The 19,057-nt window shown below is 56.4% G+C and carries 27 protein-coding genes; 17 read left to right on the top strand and 10 right to left on the bottom strand.

Going from position 1 to position 19,057, the window contains the following annotated elements:
• The 9 genes from ACREAY_RS02625 to ACREAY_RS02585 form a co-directional block, all read left to right on the top strand.
• The coding region (locus ACREAY_RS02625) for a CBS domain-containing protein (RefSeq protein ID WP_431754208.1) at positions 1–525 on the top strand (525 nt) is incomplete at its 5' end.
• A complete protein-coding gene (locus ACREAY_RS02620; RefSeq protein WP_431754207.1) occupies positions 482–1,021 on the top strand; it encodes a DUF5615 family PIN-like protein in 540 nt (179 codons plus the stop codon). The genes ACREAY_RS02625 and ACREAY_RS02620, both read left to right, overlap by 44 nt.
• A gap of 92 nt (positions 1,022–1,113) precedes the next feature.
• On the top strand, positions 1,114–1,671 hold the full coding sequence (locus ACREAY_RS02615; RefSeq protein WP_431754206.1) for a V-type ATP synthase subunit E: 558 nt from the start codon (positions 1,114–1,116) through the stop codon (positions 1,669–1,671).
• A gap of 2 nt (positions 1,672–1,673) precedes the next feature.
• Positions 1,674–3,476 carry a V-type ATP synthase subunit A gene (locus ACREAY_RS02610; protein WP_431754205.1) on the top strand — a complete coding sequence of 601 codons (1,803 nt, stop codon included), beginning with the start codon at positions 1,674–1,676 and terminating at the stop codon, positions 3,474–3,476.
• Positions 3,469–4,857, top strand: a complete 1,389-nt coding sequence (locus ACREAY_RS02605) for a V-type ATP synthase subunit B (protein ID WP_431754204.1) — start codon at positions 3,469–3,471, stop codon at positions 4,855–4,857. Before ACREAY_RS02610 ends, ACREAY_RS02605 begins: the two co-directional genes overlap by 8 nt.
• Before the next feature lie 2 nt (positions 4,858–4,859).
• Positions 4,860–5,522 (top strand): V-type ATP synthase subunit D, encoded by a 663-nt coding sequence (locus ACREAY_RS02600; RefSeq protein WP_431754203.1) that lies wholly within the window; start codon positions 4,860–4,862, stop codon positions 5,520–5,522.
• On the top strand, positions 5,519–5,647 hold the full coding sequence (locus ACREAY_RS02595) for a hypothetical protein (RefSeq protein WP_431754202.1): 129 nt from the start codon (positions 5,519–5,521) through the stop codon (positions 5,645–5,647). The genes ACREAY_RS02600 and ACREAY_RS02595 overlap by 4 nt, the downstream gene beginning before the upstream one ends.
• Before the next feature lie 134 nt (positions 5,648–5,781).
• Positions 5,782–6,078 (top strand): ATP synthase subunit C, encoded by a 297-nt coding sequence (locus tag ACREAY_RS02590; RefSeq protein WP_431754201.1) that lies wholly within the window; start codon positions 5,782–5,784, stop codon positions 6,076–6,078.
• Between the two features lie 102 nt (positions 6,079–6,180).
• Positions 6,181–8,286, top strand: a complete 2,106-nt coding sequence (locus ACREAY_RS02585) for a V-type ATP synthase subunit I (RefSeq protein WP_431754200.1) — start codon at positions 6,181–6,183, stop codon at positions 8,284–8,286.
• Between the two features lie 9 nt (positions 8,287–8,295).
• Here ACREAY_RS02585 and ACREAY_RS02580 read toward each other — a convergent pair whose 3' ends face one another.
• Together ACREAY_RS02580 and ACREAY_RS02575 are read right to left on the bottom strand one after the other, a co-directional pair.
• Entirely contained in the window at positions 8,296–8,667 is a 372-nt protein-coding gene (locus ACREAY_RS02580) for a cupredoxin domain-containing protein (RefSeq protein WP_431754199.1), read from the bottom strand.
• Between the two features lie 42 nt (positions 8,668–8,709).
• The gene (locus ACREAY_RS02575; protein WP_431754198.1) at positions 8,710–9,771 is read right to left on the bottom strand and encodes a V0D/AC39 family V-type ATPase subunit; all 1,062 of its coding nucleotides are present in this window, start codon (positions 9,769–9,771) and stop codon (positions 8,710–8,712) included.
• Between the two features lie 58 nt (positions 9,772–9,829).
• Between ACREAY_RS02575 and ACREAY_RS02570 the strand changes: the two genes are divergently transcribed.
• Entirely contained in the window at positions 9,830–10,282 is a 453-nt protein-coding gene (locus ACREAY_RS02570; RefSeq protein ID WP_431754197.1) for an AsnC family transcriptional regulator, read from the top strand.
• Here ACREAY_RS02570 and ACREAY_RS02565 read toward each other — a convergent pair.
• Together ACREAY_RS02565 and ACREAY_RS02560 are read right to left on the bottom strand one after the other, a co-directional pair.
• Positions 10,268–10,513: a hypothetical protein gene (locus ACREAY_RS02565; RefSeq protein ID WP_431754196.1), complete on the bottom strand. Its 246-nt coding sequence runs from the start codon at positions 10,511–10,513 to the stop codon at positions 10,268–10,270. The genes ACREAY_RS02570 and ACREAY_RS02565 overlap by 15 nt on opposite strands.
• Positions 10,514–10,561: 48 nt before the next feature.
• On the bottom strand, positions 10,562–10,837 hold the full coding sequence (locus ACREAY_RS02560) for a hypothetical protein (RefSeq protein WP_431754195.1): 276 nt from the start codon (positions 10,835–10,837) through the stop codon (positions 10,562–10,564).
• A gap of 304 nt (positions 10,838–11,141) precedes the next feature.
• Between ACREAY_RS02560 and ACREAY_RS02555 the strand changes: the two genes are divergently transcribed.
• From ACREAY_RS02555 to cbiT, 3 genes are read left to right on the top strand one after another with little or no spacing between them, the layout of a single operon-like run.
• The gene (locus tag ACREAY_RS02555; protein WP_431754194.1) at positions 11,142–11,615 is read left to right on the top strand and encodes a hypothetical protein; all 474 of its coding nucleotides are present in this window, start codon (positions 11,142–11,144) and stop codon (positions 11,613–11,615) included.
• A gap of 42 nt (positions 11,616–11,657) precedes the next feature.
• Positions 11,658–11,957 (top strand): hypothetical protein, encoded by a 300-nt coding sequence (locus tag ACREAY_RS02550; RefSeq protein ID WP_431754193.1) that lies wholly within the window; start codon positions 11,658–11,660, stop codon positions 11,955–11,957.
• 25 nt (positions 11,958–11,982) lie between these two features.
• On the top strand, positions 11,983–12,564 hold the full coding sequence (cbiT, locus tag ACREAY_RS02545; RefSeq protein ID WP_431754192.1) for a precorrin-6Y C5,15-methyltransferase (decarboxylating) subunit CbiT: 582 nt from the start codon (positions 11,983–11,985) through the stop codon (positions 12,562–12,564).
• Here cbiT and ACREAY_RS02540 read toward each other — a convergent pair.
• Genes ACREAY_RS02540 through ACREAY_RS02530 form a run of 3 tightly spaced genes read right to left on the bottom strand, consistent with a single transcriptional unit; the run spans position 12,551 to position 15,133 of the window.
• On the bottom strand, positions 12,551–13,378 hold the full coding sequence (locus ACREAY_RS02540) for a DNA-methyltransferase (RefSeq protein ID WP_431754191.1): 828 nt from the start codon (positions 13,376–13,378) through the stop codon (positions 12,551–12,553). The two genes, cbiT and ACREAY_RS02540, sit on opposite strands and share 14 nt — an antisense overlap.
• Before the next feature lie 32 nt (positions 13,379–13,410).
• Positions 13,411–14,460 carry a hypothetical protein gene (locus ACREAY_RS02535; RefSeq protein WP_431754190.1) on the bottom strand — a complete coding sequence of 350 codons (1,050 nt, stop codon included), beginning with the start codon at positions 14,458–14,460 and terminating at the stop codon, positions 13,411–13,413.
• Between the two features lie 25 nt (positions 14,461–14,485).
• On the bottom strand, positions 14,486–15,133 hold the full coding sequence (locus tag ACREAY_RS02530; protein ID WP_431754189.1) for a hypothetical protein: 648 nt from the start codon (positions 15,131–15,133) through the stop codon (positions 14,486–14,488).
• Here ACREAY_RS02530 and ACREAY_RS02525 point away from each other — a divergent pair.
• Positions 15,120–15,365 (top strand): hypothetical protein, encoded by a 246-nt coding sequence (locus ACREAY_RS02525; RefSeq protein WP_431754188.1) that lies wholly within the window; start codon positions 15,120–15,122, stop codon positions 15,363–15,365. The genes ACREAY_RS02530 and ACREAY_RS02525 overlap by 14 nt on opposite strands.
• A 25-nt stretch (positions 15,366–15,390) precedes the next feature.
• Positions 15,391–15,678, top strand: a complete 288-nt coding sequence (locus tag ACREAY_RS02520) for a hypothetical protein (RefSeq protein WP_431754187.1) — start codon at positions 15,391–15,393, stop codon at positions 15,676–15,678.
• A 286-nt stretch (positions 15,679–15,964) separates the two neighbouring features.
• Here the strand turns inward: ACREAY_RS02520 and ACREAY_RS02515 are convergent, their stop codons facing one another.
• Together ACREAY_RS02515 and ACREAY_RS02510 are read right to left on the bottom strand one after the other, a co-directional pair.
• On the bottom strand, positions 15,965–16,300 hold the full coding sequence (locus ACREAY_RS02515; protein WP_431754186.1) for a hypothetical protein: 336 nt from the start codon (positions 16,298–16,300) through the stop codon (positions 15,965–15,967).
• A 21-nt stretch (positions 16,301–16,321) separates the two neighbouring features.
• Complete coding sequence (locus tag ACREAY_RS02510) at positions 16,322–16,702, bottom strand: PPOX class F420-dependent oxidoreductase (protein ID WP_431754185.1); 381 nt, start codon at positions 16,700–16,702, stop codon at positions 16,322–16,324.
• A 99-nt stretch (positions 16,703–16,801) separates the two neighbouring features.
• Between ACREAY_RS02510 and ACREAY_RS02505 the strand changes: the two genes are divergently transcribed.
• Together ACREAY_RS02505 and ACREAY_RS02500 are read left to right on the top strand one after the other, a co-directional pair.
• Positions 16,802–17,131, top strand: a complete 330-nt coding sequence (locus ACREAY_RS02505; protein WP_431754184.1) for a hypothetical protein — start codon at positions 16,802–16,804, stop codon at positions 17,129–17,131.
• 12 nt (positions 17,132–17,143) lie between these two features.
• Positions 17,144–18,301 carry a phospholipase D-like domain-containing protein gene (locus ACREAY_RS02500; protein ID WP_431754183.1) on the top strand — a complete coding sequence of 386 codons (1,158 nt, stop codon included), beginning with the start codon at positions 17,144–17,146 and terminating at the stop codon, positions 18,299–18,301.
• On the opposite strand, the gene ACREAY_RS02495 is transcribed toward ACREAY_RS02500, so the two are convergent.
• The coding region (locus ACREAY_RS02495) for an adenylate/guanylate cyclase domain-containing protein (protein ID WP_431754182.1) at positions 18,293–19,057 on the bottom strand (765 nt) is incomplete at its 5' end. The genes ACREAY_RS02500 and ACREAY_RS02495 overlap by 9 nt on opposite strands.

The raw sequence follows: 19,057 nt of genomic DNA, 5'->3' as shown, positions 1-19,057 counted from the left end.
ATCATGAACAGCCCGGTAATTTCTGCGTCCCCCGGCGACAACTTGCGCGACGTCGCGAAAAAGATGAAGGAAGAAAAGATAGGAAGCATCGTCATCATGGACAAGGACAAGCCGGTGGGACTCGTGACAGATTATGACATTGTGGTAAACGGCGTTGCCCGTGACGCGCAGCCCAGCAAGGTAAAGGCAAAGGACGTGATGCAGGAACTGCAGACCATCGAAAGCGAGGAGAGCATCACAGAAGCCGCGCGCCTTTTGAGAAAGCACCACCTAAAGCGCCTCGGCGTCGTCTACAAGAGCCGCCTCGTGGGCATCATTTCAGCTTCTGACGTCATCGCAGTCACGCCTGACCTGGTCGACGTGGTATCGGAAAAGGCCGCAATCATCCGGGGCGAGACCGGCAGGTCGGCCGGCAACATATCCGGCTATTGCGACGAGTGCGGCGAGTGGTCCGACATGCTCCAGTACGACGAGGGCGCGTTTGCCTGCGAAGTCTGCCGCGGCGAGGCGTCTGCACAGGCCTGATCCCGCCTTCCTGGCAGACGCAATGCTGGGAAGCGTCGCGCGCAAGCTGCGCATATTTGGCTTTGACACCGCCTACATCGCCCACACCGCCGACGACGAGGTGCTAAAGCTGGGAGTAGAGCAGGGCAGGATTATACTGACTGCGGACAAGGAATTTTTCAAGCGCATTGTCAGCAGGGACGCAAAAGGCGTGCTGGTCAAAGGCTCCAGCGACTTTGACGACCTGCTCCACATATTTGCAAAGCTGGGGATAAAATCCGCCAGCGTCGCAATAGGCTCGCGGTGCGCCGCCTGCAACGGCCTTCTTGCAGGCAAAAAACCCTCTGAAGTCTCTGGCACGGTGCCGGAAGCCGTCCTTGCGCGCCACGGCAGCTTTTACCAGTGCACCAGCTGCGGCAAGGTCTACTGGGACGGCAGCCACCTGCAGCGCCTCCGGGCGCTTGCAGAGAATCTTGAGAGGAACCTTGCCGGCAACCCAGCATCAACAAAAGGTTAAAATCACGACAGGCGGGCAAACAGTACAGCATGAGTTCGAATTCTGCTCTAGAGCGAACCATAAACAAAGTTTTATCTCAAAAAGAGGCGGATTTGATTTCGCAAATTGATGCGGCTTATCAAGATTCGCTAAAGAACCTAGAAGCTTCAAAGGGCAAGCTTGAAGCCGAGCGCACCAAGATAATCGAGTCTGCAAAAAAGCAGGCCGAGAACCTGAAGCGCCAGATAGTGGGGTCCAGCAGGCTCTCCGCGCGCAACAAGGAGCTGGTCATGATCGAGACCGACGTCAACGAGGCTTTCGAGAAGGCAAAGACCAAGCTCGCAAACTCGGGCAACGACGGCGCCTACAAGGCGCTGTTGGCAAAGATCGTCGAGGACAGCCTCCCGTCTGTAGGCTCTGACGAAGTCGTCATCGAGTGCACCAAAAACGACGCCGAGCTCGTAAAGAAAATAGTCGCCGACCTGTCGAAAAAGAGCAAGATAAAGGCGCGGGTATCCGACCAGCCCATCAACGCACTCGGCGGCATAAGGGTAAAGTCGGCAGACGGCACCATGTCATTTGACAACACTATTGATTCACGACTCGAAAGACTCAAACCTTTAATAAGGAAAAATATCGCACGAATGCTGAGAGGAGAGGCAGGCGAGTAATAATGGTAGCAAAGGGACGCATTGTATGGGTCAGCGGTCCTGCAGTCAAGGCCGACGGCATGTCAGCTGCAAAAATGTATGAAACGGTAGAGGTGGGCGATTCAAAGCTCATCGGCGAAGTCATCAGGCTTACAGGCGACGTCGCATTCATCCAGGTATACGAGTCCACGTCCGGCCTAAAGCCGGGCGAGCCGGTGGTCGGCACAGGGCAGCCATTGTCCGTGCTGCTGGGCCCTGGCGTCATTGGCAAGATATACGACGGAATCCAGAGGCCACTTGACGAGATCGCCCAGAAATCGGGCGCCTTCATCGGCAAGGGCATCCAGACGACGCCGGTCGACATGAAGAAGAAATACCATTTCAAGCCGAGCATAAAAAAGGGCGACGAGGTAGGCCCTGGCTTTGTCCTAGGCACTGTCGACGAGACCCAGTTGCTCGTCCACAGCATCCTTGTCCCGCCAGACCATGCCAAGGGCGCCAAGATCGCCGACATTGCGCCGGAAGGCGACTATGACATCGAACACATCGTCGCCACGACGGAAAAGGCCGGCGAAAAACGCCAGCTAAAGATGTACCACAAGTGGCCGGTGCGCAAGCCAAGGCCCTATGCCGAGCGCTACGACCCGACGGTCCCGCTCGTAACGGGGCAGCGGGTTATCGATACCTATTTCCCAATCGCCAAGGGAGGAACGGGCGCAATCCCTGGCGGCTTTGGCACGGGCAAGACCGTGACTCTGCACCAGATTGCAAAGTGGGCCGACTCTAAAGTCGTCGTCTACATTGGCTGCGGCGAGCGCGGCAACGAGATGACCGAGGTGCTGGTCGAGTTCCCGCACCTTATTGACCCGAGGTCCGGCAGGCCCCTGATGGAAAGGACCGTGCTGGTAGCCAATACGAGCAACATGCCTGTGGCTGCAAGGGAAGCGTCCATCTATACGGGCGTCACGCTGGCAGAATACTATCGCGACATGGGCTATGACGTTGTGCTCGTTGCTGATTCGACAAGCAGGTGGGCAGAGGCGCTGCGCGAAATGTCGGGGCGCCTTGAAGAGATGCCTGCAGAAGAAGGCTACCCGTCGTACCTGGCGTCAAGGCTGGCCGAGTTTTACGAGCGCGCAGGGCGTGTCCGAGCGCTCGGCTCACCAAACCGCGCAGGCTCTGTCACGCTGGTGGGCGCAGTATCGCCTTCAGGCGCAGACTTTACAGAGCCGGTCACGACGCACACCATCAGGTTCATCAAGACCTTCTGGGCGCTTGACGCAAGGCTCGCGTATTCCAGGCACTACCCGTCAATCAACTGGATGCAGTCCTACTCTGGCTACCTGGAAGACGTGGCAAAGTGGTGGAAGGAAAACGTGTCGAGCGAATGGTATGACCTCCGTTCTGAATCCTACCACATCCTGCAGAGGGAAGACACGCTGAAGGAAATCGTCAGGCTGCTCGGTCCCGAGGCGCTGCCAGACGAGGAGAAGCTCGTCCTGGAAGTCGCAAGGATGATCAAAATCGGCATCCTCCAGCAAAACTCGTTTGACAAGATTGACACCTATTGCGGGCCGGAAAAGCAGGTAAAGCTCGTGAAATTGATGGTCAAGTTCTTCAAGGAGGCGCAAAAGGCGCTCAAGGCTGACGCCTCGCTGGCAGACATCCGCGCGATGCCAATCATCCCGCTGCTGCTAAAGGCGAAATTCGACATCCCGGAGGACCAGCTGAGCAAGCTGGCGGACCTTGACAAGCAGCTCGACGAGGAGTTCAGGAAACTGGGCTCCGGCGCAGCAAAGACAGAGGAGGTTAAAGTAGTTGCCTGAATCAACATCTGGAATTGAATATACAAAGGTAGCAGAGATCAAGGGCCCGCTGATGGTTATCGACGGCATAACCAAGGCCTCTTTTGACGAACTCGTGGAAATAGAAACATCTGAGGGCGAGCGCAGGCTCGGCAAGGTCCTTGAAGTCGGGTTCGGCAAGGCAGTCGTCCAGGTATTCGAGGGCACGACCGGCCTTACCATCTCTGGCACAAAGGCCAAGTTCCTTGGCAAGACCATGGAGATGCCGGTTTCGCAGGAGCTCCTCGGCAGGGTGTTTGACGGCCTCGGGAGGCCAAACGACGGCCTTCCGGACCCGATAGCGGACAAGTTCCTTGACGTCAACGGCGAGCCCATGAACCCTGAAAGGAGGGAATACCCGACGTCTTTCATCCAGACTGGCGTGTCAGTCATTGACGGCATGCTGACCCTTGTAAGGGGCCAAAAACTGCCGATATTTTCCGGCTCTGGCATGCCCCACAACGTCCTTGCGGCGCAGATTGCGCGCCAGGCGTCAGTCGTCGGCACAAAGGAAGACTTTGCCGTGGTGTTTGCAGCAATCGGCGTGCAGTATTCAGAGGCACAGTACTTCAAGCGCTCGCTTGAAGAGTCCGGCGCGCTGAGGCGCTCGGTGCTGTTCCTCAACCTGGCAGACGACCCTGCCATCGAAAGGATCATCACGCCCAGAGTCGCGCTGACGGTCGCAGAATACCTGGCGTACGACCTTGGCATGCACGTGCTTGCGATACTGACGGACATGACAAACTATGCAGAGGCGCTGCGCGAAATTTCGGCAGCGAGGGAAGAAGTGCCCGGCAGAAAGGGCTACCCCGGCTACCTCTATACCGACCTTGCAAACAACTATGAGCGCGCAGGCAGGATCAAGGGCAAGAACGGCTCTGTCACGCAGGTGCCAATCCTGTCAATGCCGGCAGACGACATCACGCACCCGATTCCCGACCTTACCGGCTACATCACCGAAGGGCAGATTGTGCTTGGCCGCGACCTGTTCAGGAAGGGCATCTATCCGCCGGTCAACGTCCTCATGTCGCTTTCAAGGCTCATGAAGGACGGCATCGGCGAGGGCAAGACGCGCTCTGACCATCCCGAAGTCGGCAACCAGCTCTATGACCTTTACTCGAGGGCGCAGGAAGTGCGCGCTCTTTCAGAAATCGTAGGCAGGGCAGGCCTCACGGGAACGGACCTGAAATACCTCGACGCAGGCGACATGTTCGAGAACTACTTCTTGAAACAGGCGCCAGACGAGAGCAGGAACCTCGACGAGACACTCGGCAGGGCGTGGGAAGTGCTGTCGACGCTGCCTGAAAGCGAGCTGACCAAGATCAAGGAAAAGCACATCAAGGCATACTACAAGGGTAAGTAGCGATGTCGTCCCGAAGGGTCACCGCCACAAAAATCGAGCTGATCAAGATCCGCCGCTCGATGCAGGTAGCCAAGATGGTGCACAAGATCCTCGACGACAAGCGCGAAGTCCTGCTGAAAAAGATCGACGAGATGATCGAAGAGGCGAACAAGGCCCGCGACGACATCTGGTCCCCGCTTGCCGAAATCTATTCGGCCGTCTACACGTCATACATGTCGCTCGGCACCACGACGCTTGAATCGATATCGGACTCGACGCCAAGCGTGATGGAGACGGACGTCAACGTGCGCAGGATTGTCGATGTAAAGATACCGACGCTGACGGTCAAGACGAGGGAAGGCGGCCAGCACCTGTCCTACGGCTTTATCGAGACGAACGCCTCTGTCGACAAGGCGTCAAAGCTGATCAAGAACATGCTGCCAGCGGTGTGCAAGGCGGCAGAATATGAAAACGCCATATTCAGCCTGGCAAAGGAGCTGGAGAAGACACAAAAGCTGATCAACGCGCTTGAATTCATCATCATCCCGCAGTACCAGGACGCTGTCTATTTCATCAAGGCGACACTTGAAGAGCGCGAGCGCGAAGAGTTTGTCAGGATCAAGAAGGTTAAAGTAGTGCTTGACAAAAAGAAGCTGGCAGAAGCGGAGGCAGTATCAAGATCATGACAACAGACATATCAAACCATTTCGAAAAAGCCAAGGCCGAGCTGCAGGCCGAGCGCGACTCGATGGCGCAGAAGGTAAAGGAAGAGGTCGCCCAGAGCAAGCGCCAGGCCATGACCAAGGCCTAGGTCATTTCCTTTCTTTTTCAATAATATTTTGAACCGGCAATGTAACTATCACAATGCAGTTACTATTAAATAGGGCTCGCTGCGCCCTTGCCATAATGAAGATGCAACTAAAGGGTAGAGGAGCACTTTCTATTTTGACACTTCTCGCGGCGGCAGTGTTTGCAGGCATGTCCTTTGCAACTCCGGCTGCTTATGCACAGGAAGCAGGCGCAGCTGTAGAGAGCAGCGCGTTCAAGTTCCTGGCTGCGGGCATTGCATTCGGTCTTGCCGCTCTCGGCGCAGGTTTCGGCCTCGGTTTCGTAGGCGCAGCAGGTCTGGCAGCCATCAGCGAAAACCCGAAGATGCAGTCCAGCGTGTTCATTATCGTAGGCATGGTCGAGTCAATCGCCATCTACGGTATAGTCATGATGTTCATCATCCTCGGACAGTAAGGACACACGGACCGCAGGCGCGGTCGATTTTTCCTCTTTTCCATTTTTCAACCACCTCAGAAAGAAAGGATTTTAAAGAGATCGTCTTTTCAAAGTAGTGGAATGGGGCTAGCCAAGCTAATGAAGGCTACTGTAATTCTGCCGAGGGTGGAGACGCAGGCAGCAGTCAGCAAGCTTGCGGAACTTGAATGGTTCCACCCGATACAGACTGCTTCCACTTCAGAGCACATCAACCCTTACTATGACGACCTTTTGCTCAAAGCGCAAAAGCTGTACCAGGACATTGACGAAGTGGTCAAGGGGCTGGGCATCCCTGCAGAGACCGGCGTGCTTGTGACCATGTTCAAGGGCGCGCCAAAGGGCAAGACGAACTATAACGTCGACGACATCCAGGGCTTTATCGCGGACCTTGAAGACAAGAGCGCAAAAGAGCTCGCGGGGCCGAGGAAAATAATAGAAGAGCGGAGCGCGGTGCAAAAGCAGCTTGAAGAATACGGCAACCTCGCAGCCGTGACAGAGAACGCATCGGGCCTCACCATGGACCTGACGACGCTTGGAAAATTATCAAAGTTTTACGCCAGCATGTACATCATTGACGCTTCAGACGAGGCCGAGATACGCAAGAGCCTTGGCGACACGGCAGTGTACTCGACCGGCCTTGCCGAGAAAAAGGTCGCCCTCACGGTCGTCGGCGCGGCTGACGACGCCGAGCGCATCAGCAAGGTGATGAGGAGTTTTGGCATCAACCCACTCCAGATCCCGCCAAACATGCCCCAGAACCCCAGCGTCGCCTTTTCGCAGGCAACGGCCAAGGTAAAAGAGCTGGAAGCAAAGGAGGCGCAGCTTGACAAGCAAGTGGCCAAGCTGAAACAGACAATCATCCCCAAGGTGCTTTCGCTGCGCGAAGCGGCGGGCCTTGCCAAGGACATCCTGGAGACCACCCGCAAGCCGGGAGGCACCAGGAATTTTGCGATAATCGAAGGCTATATCCCTGCAGAGATGGAGGGCAAGTTCAAGAAACTTGCAGCCGACTATGTCTCTGTCGTAGAGGACGCTGGCGTCACAATCGACCTGCAGGACGCAGGCAGGCCGACTATGCCGACGCTCCTCATGAACAAGGGATATTCCAAGAACTTTGAAGTCGTGACAGAGACGCAGGGCCTCCCGAGATACGGCGAGACCGATCCGACTAGGATAATCTCGTTTGTCTGGCCGATCTTTTACGGCCTGATGTTTGCAGACTTTGGCCACGGCATCCTGCTCTTTGGCCTCGGCATGCTCTTCAAGATACGCGGCAACGGCCGGCTGAAAATGTGGGGCACGCTGATTGCAGCAAGCGGCCTTGCGGCAGCCGTCGGGGGCCTTGGAACCGGGGAATTGTTTGGGTTCCATTTCGATCATCTGCCTGTATTAGAAGGATTAACAGAGGCGCTGCCGTTCATCGGCCTGCTGTCCGTGGCTGAACTGACGTTTGAGCAGGTGATCAAGATACTTGCCGTGTCGGTAGCCGTCGGCATCGTGCACCTGCTGCTGGCGTTCTTCCTCCGGCTCAGGGCAGACTGGCGCGTCGGAAACAAACTGCTGGTGTTCACCCACGATATCCCGGCAATCATCCAGTACCTTGCAGTAGTCGCGCTAATCCTGGCGGCAATCGGCTCGAAATACGACATCATCGGCATGTTCCTGTCGGACAAGACCTACGGCCCGGTGCCGTGGCTGACCTTTGCGTTTGGCGACTGGGTGACGGTCAACCTAGTTGCAAAGGCGGGCCCGCCAGTAATCATCGGGTGCATAATCGTGTCCATCATTGGCGGCATGAAGGAAGAAAAGCACCTGAAGGCGCACGGCAAGGAATCGCCGCATGGCGGCATGGTGGGCATCATTGTCGAGACCGTGATGGTCAGGACGATAGAGATGCTTGCCAACACCATCAGCTATTCCCGGCTTGGCATCATGCTCCTCGTGCACTCGGCGCTGCTGGTCACGGTCAACAACTCGTACGAGCACGGCGGCGGGCTTGCAATCCTCATCGGCGGCAACATTGGCATCATGATGATCGAAGGCCTTATAGTCTACATCCAGACCATCAGGTTGCACCTGTACGAGTGGTTCCCCAAGTGGTACAAGTCCGACGGCATCCACTTTAAGAAACTGGTGCCCCCGATGCTCTACACGAACCTGACGTGGAAAGACGGCGACAAAAAGTAGGCGCCGATTTTATCGGCCCGGCAGCACTATTACTGTGCCGCGCATCCACGGATGCGGCTCGCTGTGATAGCCAAATTCGCCCGGCCGCGTGAACGTGTATCTGAATTCCTCACCCTGCATTAGAGGATCCGGCTCGCCATTGTTGTCTGCAACCACCGTGTTTGGTACAACATCTTGGTTTATCCACGCCACGGTGTTGTTGACGCCAATTACTACTGTGATAATTCGCGGCTCAAAATTCTTGCCGCTTTCTTCCACCGAAGATCCTTCCTGGATGACTACGATGGACTTGGCCGGCTCTATCCCATACAGCGCAAACAGCAAGACAAAAGCCACGCCTGCAGCGAGACCTGCCATGACAGGCGCCGCAGTTCCAGCCACGCTATAACTGATTGAAAAGGTCCTTTTGAGCTTTTGTCCGAACTATTGCTGGTCAGGCTTTATCAGGCTGGCCATTATCTTGTCGACCGGTATCTTTTGCTCGACGCCGGCGGCAATCGCTGCCAGGTTGCGTATCTCAAACGACATCAGCTTTAGCGACGCTAGCATGTTGCCAAGCGTGAACACGGTCCTGAAAGAGGCCATAATCCTGCGTATCGACGCCCGCTCAAAGCCCGCCTCCAGCTGCATGATGGCGTCAATGTCGTTTGCCGCGCTCTTTGGTACCAGGTCGCGGTACGCGGTGTTGGAGAGCTCGCCTATCGCTTCCTGGATCTTTTCTACGTTGATCATCTTTTGCAGAGTGTCGCGCGTTATCTTGGTCGTCGTCGTCACTATCAGGTCGTTCGTCTCTGCCGCAGACAGGCCCCAGTATTTGGCCCTCAGCACGGCAAGCACGTTATAAGTGTCAATGTCGACTGTGACGAGTTTCTGCACGTCCTGCAGTTTTGATTCAGAGAACATGGACTTGTCAAGTGATTTGTAAAAGGCGTGGTCGAGGTATGTGTCGAAAACCCTCACGTCGCCCTTTTCCTTGAACGCTGTCGCTGCCTTTCTTGCATCTTCGCCAAACTCGCTACCCTGCAGGCTGGCCACTGCCTCGTCAAAGTCTTTGGAAACCAGCGCCTTGACGGCAAGGTCGCGCCTGCCGACGAGCTCTTCTGCCCTCAGGTTCACCTTGGGCAGCAACTCCTCGTACGTCCTGCCGAGCGCCTTGCCCTTCAGGATGATCTTTAGGTTCCACGTGATATAGCGGACAAAATATGCGTTAAGCACGCCGGCGCCGCTTGCCAACGTTACCATCTTGGCATGCGTGTTTACCAGGTGCTCGCGCAGCGCGCCTTCCACCTTTTCGGCGGTAAACGGCTTGACAAGCTTTGCAAGTGCGTCAAGGTAGATGGTGTTTTTCATCCTGGTGACGAGCTCTTCAATGTCCCTCGACTCGGCAAGGGTCTGGAGCTCGCTTCTTGAAAGCATCTTGCCCCTCATGCTGTGTGCAAGAACGGTCCCAAAGATCTTGTTTGGAATGCTGACCTTGTTGCTCATGAGTCAAGTTCGATTCCTTGGCGCTTTATAAAAATCATTAGGTCGCCAGCATGGTTATATGCGCAAAAATGCAATAAAGCGCGTGCCGGTAAGCCTTGACGACACCGACGTCGCTATCTTGAAATCATTGATGCAGGACGGGCGAAAATCATTCCGCGCGATATCCCGGGAAGTAAAGGTGAGCACGCCCACCGTCAAGGCCCGCTATGAAAGGCTGGTGAACATGGGGCTGATAAAGTCGGTGAAGCCAGAGCTCGACATCTCAAAAATAGACGCGTCGCGCAGAAGCGACTTTGAGGCCAAGAGCCAGAAGCAGCTAAAGCTCGAGGGGCTGAAGGTAAAGATGCAGTGCGAGTTCTGCGGCGGCCCGATCCACGGCAAGCCCAAAGTGCTGAAATTCGCAAACATGGAGCGGTTTTTCTGCTGCACTGCGTGCAAAAGCGGCTACAAAGAAAAGCACGGCGGCAGGATACAATCCCTTATCGAGCAGCACAAATCACGCAGGCGATAGCTCGACTTTCTCTGCTGCCTTTTTCTTTTTCTCGCCGGCCTTTTTCACAATGCTGTCGACCGTGCCAAGCGCAAAGACATACCTGATTCCGTCGGCCTTCATCTCCGGAGACAAAAGAGCGTTCATCTTTTCAACGTCGTTCTTTACATAGTCTTCTGAATGCTTGTTGGTCCTCGCCACGACGTACTGGAACTCCCCGCCGCGGTACCGGTGTATTTCAAAAACCTGCACTATAACCTGTCGTCCCTGCATGACTGGTAAACAGCGGTGTCAAAAATTCTAGTCAAACAGCTTGTCAAGACCTGCAGCTATCTTTCTTGAAAGTGCCAGGGTCGCAAAGTGGACTCCAAAGCCGATGCCTGCCGCAGCGCCAACGTTTACGCCAAACTCGTAGAGGCCGATGAACAGCCCTAGGGGCGGCAGCGTAAATATCATTGCAAGGGCGGTGCTGACCCACATTGACTTTGCCAAAATCTCTGGCGTCAGGTTCTCCATCTTTTGACTCTGCAGTCTCAATACCTTCTTTGCGCTATTACCCTTGCGGCTCGTCTCCACAATCTTGTAAAAAACTGCACGAAATATTAGTATTGACACGATAAATGTGCTGTCTTACATTATCATAAAATAGAATAATTACATCATGGCAAGCTCGAGGCGCGCCAGCAGTTGCAAGAAAGCCCCTTAATATTGCAAATTCTCGAATGTTTTACGACAGGACTTTTAGTCTTGATTTATGAAAATATGGCCTAAAACGCGTTTTTGTTCAATAATCCATCAATGTAGGGATTAATGAACAAAAATAACATTCAAACAGCCTCTATTAAACAAACTTTATCAGCAAGCCGTGCAATTAGAGGGCATGGAAAACTCGGCAGCGCTTTCAACAGAGGAAGAGAAGGCCCGTCTGGACCAGAAATACGAGACGCTGATCGACCAGTTCGAGGAGGAGACGGCCCGGTACGACAGGATGTCGAAAATATCTGCCATCGCGACATTTGGCGGCGTCATCGCGTCCATCCTGGGTCCGCTGCTCTATTTCCAGCTTGCAAACGTCAACCCGTATCAGGCGTTTGCGTCAGGACCGGCGCTCTACATTGCCATCGGGGGCATCATGGCAAGCAAGCTCGTGCCAAAATTCATGATAATGTACGCCGACCACAAAAAGCACGAAGTGTCGCGCGTAAAATACAGGCCGGTCACCGGCGTCTGCATGTGCGACCTCTACCAGTTCAGGACGCACCTGCGCAAGATGGACAAGGCAGACACGTCAGGCGAGCGCATGAGGCACGCCAAACTGGCCAGCTATTACAAGCACAAGATGGGCTGGGGCTAGCCGCAAGGCATTTTACCAGCCGCTGACAACCTGAAAAAGACCGTGGCAACCCCAGAAAAGATATACTTTATGAGAGTGGCCCTAGGGGTCATCGGCGGCATCATCGCCGGGTTTGCCATCGCGCCCGAGTTTGACCATGGCACGTCGGTGGGCATCGCACTTGCAATCGCAGTCGCGTTATTCGGCGTGTCGATAGGCGTCAGCAGGAGCATGTCAAAGGGGTTGTCAAAAGAGCTGCGGAAAAAGGCCGGCTATGACGGCCTCGTGCCTTTCATATTCATGAACATCGTGTTCATGGTCCTCGTCTATACCGCATTGCACCAGCCGCCCATCCTAAGATAAATACGGGCTTTTCATTACAGCCGCCGTGTGGGATTATCGCACGCCTGGCATCCCTGACGAGTTATTCGAGCGCACAGAGGACGTCCCCATCACAAAGGAGGACGTGAGGGCGCTTGCCGTCAGCAAACTTCGGTTGAAGGAAGGCTTTTCCGCTATAGATGTGGGATGCGGCAGCGGCAGCATCACGGTAGAGCTGTGCCTGCAGACAAGGGGCAAGGTCTATGGGATAGACTTTGACAGCAACGCAGTCGAGCTGACAAAAAAGAATCTGTTGAAATTTGGCGTGGACGCAGAAATTGTGCTTGGCAAGGCGCAGGACGTCCTGCCGACGCTGCCAAAAGTCGACGCCATAGTCGTCGGGGGGACGTGGGGCGACGCCCGCCAGGTCATCCAGCTTGCAGTCGGCAGGCTGAAAAAGGGCGGCAGGATTGTCATCGACACTATATTGATAGAGACGATGTACCAGGCGCTGACAACCGTCAACGAGCTGCAGCTGGCCGAAGTCGACGTGACGCAGGTGACGATAGCCAAGGCGCGCAAGGTGACGACGGGCACCATGATGCTTGCCAGAAACCCTGTGATGATGATCTCGGCTACGAAACCCTAGCTATCGCCTCGTCGAGGTATCCCCTGTCGATTTCAAAGCCGACAAACGAGGTGCCGAGGTTTTTTGCCGCCAGCGCGGTCGAGCCTATGCCGGTGAACGGGTCGGCGACCAGTTTTGCGCTGCCGTGCAGCCGGATGCACATCTCTGGCAACTTTACCGGAAACGTAGCGGGGTGCGGTCTGTCCTTTTTGTTCTGTATCGTCTTGTACGGTATGAACCAGGTGTTGCCCCTGTCGCGCCTGTCCTGTTTTGCGGTTTTCCACCTGCCAATGTTGGACTTGTCCTGGTAGGGGATGCCGACTGCCAGCTTGTCCATTTTTGCGTCGCCGGCCTTTGTAAAGTGGAAAATGTATTCGTGGCAGTCGTTGAGAAAGCGATTGCTCACCACGGGCTTGAAGTGGCCCACCGCGACGTCGCCGGTGATGGAAGGATAGTTGCCGGCGTCCGCCTTGGAGATCGCTATCGACTTGACCCAATGTATCACGTTCTGGAGCGCAAACTGGCGGCGCAGCACGAGCGCGACGTCCCATGCAATCCACTGGTCCTTGGGCCTGTTGCCGATGTTGAGAAAGAACGAGCCGTCGTCTGCAAGCGCACCCTTGACCGCGGCTGCGACCTGCTGCATCCATTCAAGGTATTTTTCGCGCGGGAGGGTGTCGCGGTACGAGCTGTAGCCGACGCCGATGTTGTAAGGGGGCGACGTGACAACGACGTCGACTGACTTTTCCTTGATCTCGCCAAGGCCGGCGACGCAGTCCTGCAGGTAAAAAGTCGCTGCGCCCTTGCCATAGCGCACGACCCTGTACGGCTCCATCAGGCTTGCCGCATGAAGGCAAGCATTTAACTTTATTTCAAGAGCGCCAGCTGCGCCCTGGCCGCCATCCTCTGGCCGGCTATGGCCCCTGCGATGCCCATTGCGGCCGCCGGCACCGCGACGAGCGGGAATATGGTTGCCATCATGTCAAAGTAAATTATGGCAGTCAGGCTCGCCCACACGGACCTCTCCTGCAATATCGTCTCGTTGTACGTGTGCGTTATCAGCGGGTAGTAGAGCATGAGGAAAGAGAGGCCTGCCATCGCGCCTGCCGCAATGACGGCCTTTGGCGACATCCACCGCGACATGATGTAATCAGCGGCCACAAGCGGCACGAGGACGCCCACATAGAGCGGTATCGTGGACGCGAGCGCCTCGTTGGGGACTATGGACGTCAGCATCCCGGTGACTACAAACGCGCCTGCGAGTGCCGACATTACCCCAAACCTCCTGCTGCCTGCCACGGTCTTTGCCGCCACCAGGACGGCCGCCGTGACGAACGGAAAGCCAATCGTCGCGACCACCGCGCCGGCCCGCGGCTCGGGGTTAAAGTTAAAAAAGGCAGACTCTGAAAATGGGAGCGAAAACATGTGCACCGCGCCGGCGGCCGCCAGCCATACCGGCAGCATGCCGAGCACCAGGAGGGCGACTGGCAGCCTGTTCCTTACAATGCCCGCGGCTGCGCCAATGCTGCTTGCCAGCATGCCTGCAAGCAGGACAGAGTGGGGCGGGCTCAGTAGGCCGTCGAGCCCAAACGCCGAGTGCCAAACAAAGTCGCCGGGGCCTGCAGCAATCAGCAACACTATTCCGCCGATGACCATCTTGGCCGGCCACTCTATCTTTCGCAAAGAGCGCGAAGCTAATACGGCCGTTATCGCGCCTGCAAGCGCGGTTGCGACGCCGGCGTAAAGTATGGCATGCGGAGGCGAAAAGAACGTCTCGGGCTTGTTGAGGAGATGATAGGTAACGTCCCAGGTCGCGCCAGAGATCGCCATCAATATCCCGATGCTGACGAGGGCATAGCCGGCGAGAAGCCTGCGGCCCGGATCCAGAGCCAGCGTGCCGCGCTGGAAATAGTTCAATGGCAGTAATGCCCCTTGCAGTTTTTTAAGCCTTTGCGACCTGCACTTCATAGGCCGTGACGTACTCGCCCTGCTGGTCCAGCACGCCTTGCTGCGGGTAGTGCGCCTGGTCGCCGTTGTGCGGCAGGCTGACTGCCTTTACAAAGACAACAAACCTGCCCTCCGCCCCCGGCGTTACCCTGAGGTCGACGCTTGCGGTTTCGCCCGGCGCCCACGGCCTGCTTGCCGACTCGACTGCCGGATACTGCGCGACTACCTTTCTTTCAAGCCCCAAATATCCTGCGCCAATTGCCTTGCCAGGATTTATCATCGTGGGCGCCTGCTTGAAAGTGTGGCCCTGCACGGCAGCGACTTGCGCGCTGGTGGCGTTTGGGAACGCGATGGAGACCAGCTGCAGGTCTGCCTGCTCGCCCTGGTTTGTAGCGGCGACGCGGATCGTAAACGTCTCTCCAAGCGCAATCTCGGGGCTGGAAAGCGAGACGCTTGTTATCTCTGGCGCCGGCCTCGGGGACGCAAGCGACAGCAGGTACGTCTGGGGCACCACGAATGCCGACAGCGCAAGGTACGCCCCGGCTGCTACAACTGCCAGTATTATCAGCGACTTTATGCTCTCCTGAAAATGTGAACCGTTTAAATCTCTTGCCGGGAAAACAGCATTGTTGGACAGCTGCAACCCGCGGGTAAAGGCGTACCGCAACGGCAAGACGTTTGACCAATGCCGCCAGGAGGCAAGACAGGCTGCAGAAATCTTGGCGGCCGAGGTTGCCCAGTCCGGCGAGGTTTCCTGGTCGCGGGTGATGGAAGCGTCGGGACACGACGAGATCGTCTACAAGCTGTCGCTGAAATACCTGCGAGAGCAGGGCCACGACATCGGCAACAACCGCGCGCCGAGGGTCAAGCAGTAAATACCGCCTTCCCTAACCAATGCCGTTGAGGGTGCGGGTCTATTTTTGCAAAGAGCCGGAAGCCGGCCAGAGGATCGGCCGGCAGGCGCTTGACACCATCTACGATCTGGTCTGGGAGTCAGAGCTCAAAAACGTGATAACGATAGGGCGGATCTGGCTGCGCTTTCAGGACGAGGCGATGCCTTTTGGGCGCGCCCTGAAGGACGGCAGGCCGCACGAAAAGATTGCGCCGGGCGACGTCATACAAGCCGGCGACGAATATTTCATGGTGATGCAGGTCGGGGTGAAGAAGGTAGAACTGAAAGAGGGTTAGAGGCGCTTGGCGATCCCGCGTCACGACCAGTTACAGCCCATGCCGTTAAAGTCGCGGTTTGTACCTTTAGACGCAGTTTTGTTCCTTTACCACCAAGCGCCAACGTTAAGCATCGGTGGTCGGTGTTGTCATCTGGTGTGTTATACAGGAATTACTATAAAAATATTGTGTTTTTCAATTAAATACATGAAATCAGTTATCACTCCAGTGATTTACAGAGAAAATACTAATTTCTTCAAAATTCTTTAATTGATGTTTGAATAATTGTCCTCGTCGATCGACGATGCTATCCAAAGCCAAAATAGTGGACGCGCTGGTGCAAGTTGCGCTCAAGGTCGCTCCTGAAAACCATGGCGCAGTATCCGCAAAGATACAGCCCAAGCTGCTCGATGTCGCCTTCTTTTAAAACTGCTATCTCGCTTGCGTCCTGCATGTTTTCGACGGCGACATAGCCGCTGCCGGCAAGCGCCTTTCCAAGCAATGCGACCACCTGCCTGCCCTCCGCCTCCTGCACCTTTACCCTGTCCTCGACCTTCTCCGCGCCAAGCCCTGCTAGCGCCGAAAGGACGGCCGGCCTTGACTCGTCGCAGACCTGCGAGATGGTGACCCAGAGCATTGCCATGGTATTTTGCGGCGCCGGTTTTTAATTCGATTCCCTGTCAGGAGAGATCGATATCGCGACAAGATCGCCCTTGCCTGACGAAAACAGCCCCGCGATCCTGGCCTTGATCCCGTATTTCTTTTTGCGCTGCCGCAGTGCTATTTCCTGCTCTTCCGGCGTGGCAAACCTTGCGCTTGCCGCGACCCATTCGCCCCTGGGCTCGCCCCTCATGCCGCATGGCATTATCCTGACGCTCCCGTTGTTGCGCAGGCGCTTTACCTTGCCGGTCTCGCTCCTTGTCACCACAAATATCCTGTCGCCGTCGATGGTGAACCACACGGGCGTCCTGATCGGCTCGCCAGCCTTTCTGTAGGTCTCGAGGTTGATGCACTCGTGGCCTGAAAACTGCGCCGCCTTGCTCAATGCATAGCATTGGCGCGCTTGGGAAATTAACCTATCGAAGAGGATTGTTCTAGTACCAGTTTATGTCACGCTTTTATGGCCAGCAATCGCGTTAATGGCGTGAGACCGGCCCGCGGCCTTTTTGGCAAGTTTGGCGAGCCAATCAACGGCAACTGCGTCGTCGTGACAATAGACGGCAGGGACACTTTTGAGCAGGTTTACGGCCACGTGCTGAGCGCGAAAAAGTCGGTGCTCATCGCCAACTATGACCTTGACCCGCACCTGCGGTTTGCAAGAAACCATCCCTTTGCCGCCCGGCACGCCATGATAAAGTCCGCGTGCAGCAAGTCCCTTGCCGCCAGCATCACAGAAGAGTCGCGCCGGTACACCCTCCAGGACCTGCTTATCGAAAAGGCGCGCAACGGCGTCGAGGTAAAGATAATCGTGTAGCAGCCCCGGCTGGTGCTGAGGCTCCTGCCTGGGGCAGACGAGCGGGGCATCGACGGCAGGGCAGACGACGTAGAGATCCTCAACAGCATCGCAAGGAGCTACGGGGTGGGCGACAAATTGCAGGTAAAAATCGACAGCACCGCCCCGACGCTGACCTCCGCCCACCACGAAAAGATAATGGTAATCGACGGCGAGGTCGGCTTTTGCGGAGGGCTCGACCTTTCAAACGGCAAGTGGGACACCAGCGCCCACGACTATGAGAGCCAGCTGCGCGACGCAAACGCCGAGCCGTGGCACGACGTGCACGCGATGGTGAGGGGGCCGGTGGTGCGCGACCTCGCCTACCATTTCTGGCAGAGGTGGTCGTACGCCGACACGCGCGACAGGCGCGCCGCCATGGCAGCCGTCAAGCTGCCCGCGGGGCGCGAGCGTGCCGGCACCGTCCCGGTCGTCGCGCTGCGCACCTGGAAGGAGATGGACAGAAACGGGAGCATAAAGGCGTGGTACGGCGAGATGTTTCAAAAGGCAAAAGTGGGCATCTACATAGAAAACCAGTTCCCGTTCCAGAGCAGGTCGCTGACAAAGCTCCTGGCAAAGAGGCTCACAGAAGAGCCGGGCCTAAAGGTCGTCATCGTGGGGCCGATGGAGCCGAACCTGCCGGGGCTCGTCGGCAGCATGCTGTCCAAGATGAGCGTAAACGACGTCAACAAGAACCTGGCCGACCTGCGCAGGTTGTCCGGGGGCCGGGTAGCGACGTACTCGCTCATCTCGCAGCACAGGACGATGCCGACCATGCGCAAGCAGGTCTATGTGCATTCCAAGATAATGATAGTTGACGACCAGTGGATGACCATAGGCTCGGCCAACCTCGACAGGAACGGGACCGACGACTCTAGCGAGTTCAACCTCGGCATCACCTCTGCAGACCTTGCGGCAAAGACGCGCGTCCGGCTGTGGCAGGAGCACACCGGCGGCAGGGTGCCCCGGTCGAGCCTTGCCGGCTTTTCCGATGGCTTTGACGCGTGGAAAAGACTTGCGAGGGCAAACGGCGTGCGCGCGTCGGGCAACAAGCCCATCATCGGGAGCGTCTACTTTTACAACTTTGAAGAGGAGGGTCTGCCACCGCCATATCCAGAGGCCAGGGGCGGCAACAGGTTTGCGCTACTGTGACGCCTGGTAAAGCCTGTATACGGCGCCGGTCGAGTCGTCAACATAGTTCCACTTTTCAATCTCGACCTTGAGGGGCGCGAGGCTATTGTCGCCACCGAGCCACTCGTTTACTGCCTGCCCCGCAACCACGCTGTCCGGCCTGCCAAGCGACTTCATTTTTGCCGCCAGGCTGATGCAGGGGCCCAGGATGTCGACGTACGACGCTTTTTTGTCGCTGCCATAGAGCACTACGGCGCAGAGGCCGGCGTCGACGCCTATCCTCACCGCAAGCTCGGGGTAGTAATACTCATTGAGGATGGGGTTTATCACCTGCCGGATGACGGTTATTATCTCGCTTGCGCACGAGACGGCCTCCTTTGCGACCTCTGCGTCCTGCTGCTTTGACGAATCCGATCCGATGAGGGGGAAAAACGCGAGCACCGAGTCGCCTGCGTATTTCAGGACGTAGCCGCCGTGCTCTGTTATCGTTATCGAAGTCTCCTGAAAGAACACCTGGATTATCGCCGACAGCGTGTCGACGGGGACAGTGAGGCTCATGTTTGTCGACCCTACGATGTCCGCGTACAGCATCACCATCGGCACCTTGTGGTAAAGGTGCGCCCTCAGAAACGAGTCCGCCGGGCCGGTCGCCGCCTCAAACGTCATGCCGTAGCGCAGCGAGCGAAAGACGCGCGACTGCCTCTCGACAAGGAGCCTGCCTGCGTCCCTTGCCTTTTGCCTCGCAAGCTCGAACACCTCTTCGGGGATGAACTGGTT

It is taken from the genome of Nitrososphaera sp., from assembly GCF_050748925.1.
Taxonomy (GTDB): domain Archaea; phylum Thermoproteota; class Nitrososphaeria; order Nitrososphaerales; family Nitrososphaeraceae; genus Nitrososphaera.
The sequence above is the reverse complement of the archived record's forward strand: the minus strand, read 5'-3'. Positions and strand labels throughout refer to the sequence as shown.

Bases quoted from the DNA above. Each gene is read 5' to 3' on its own strand.
- ACREAY_RS02610 (WP_431754205.1), top strand. From the start codon at position 1,674: ATGGTAGCAAAGGGACGCATTGTATGGGTCAGCGGTCCTGCAGTCAAG.
- ACREAY_RS02570 (WP_431754197.1), top strand. From the start codon at position 9,830: ATGCGCAAAAATGCAATAAAGCGCGTGCCGGTAAGCCTTGACGACACC.
- ACREAY_RS02595 (WP_431754202.1), top strand. From the start codon at position 5,519: ATGACAACAGACATATCAAACCATTTCGAAAAAGCCAAGGCCGAGCTG.
- ACREAY_RS02585 (WP_431754200.1), top strand. From the start codon at position 6,181: ATGGGGCTAGCCAAGCTAATGAAGGCTACTGTAATTCTGCCGAGGGTG.
- ACREAY_RS02540 (WP_431754191.1), bottom strand. From the start codon at position 13,378: ATGGAGCCGTACAGGGTCGTGCGCTATGGCAAGGGCGCAGCGACTTTT.
- ACREAY_RS02600 (WP_431754203.1), top strand. From the start codon at position 4,860: ATGTCGTCCCGAAGGGTCACCGCCACAAAAATCGAGCTGATCAAGATC.
- ACREAY_RS02555 (WP_431754194.1), top strand. From the start codon at position 11,142: ATGGAAAACTCGGCAGCGCTTTCAACAGAGGAAGAGAAGGCCCGTCTG.
- ACREAY_RS02515 (WP_431754186.1), bottom strand. From the start codon at position 16,300: ATGGCAATGCTCTGGGTCACCATCTCGCAGGTCTGCGACGAGTCAAGG.
- ACREAY_RS02575 (WP_431754198.1), bottom strand. From the start codon at position 9,771: ATGAGCAACAAGGTCAGCATTCCAAACAAGATCTTTGGGACCGTTCTT.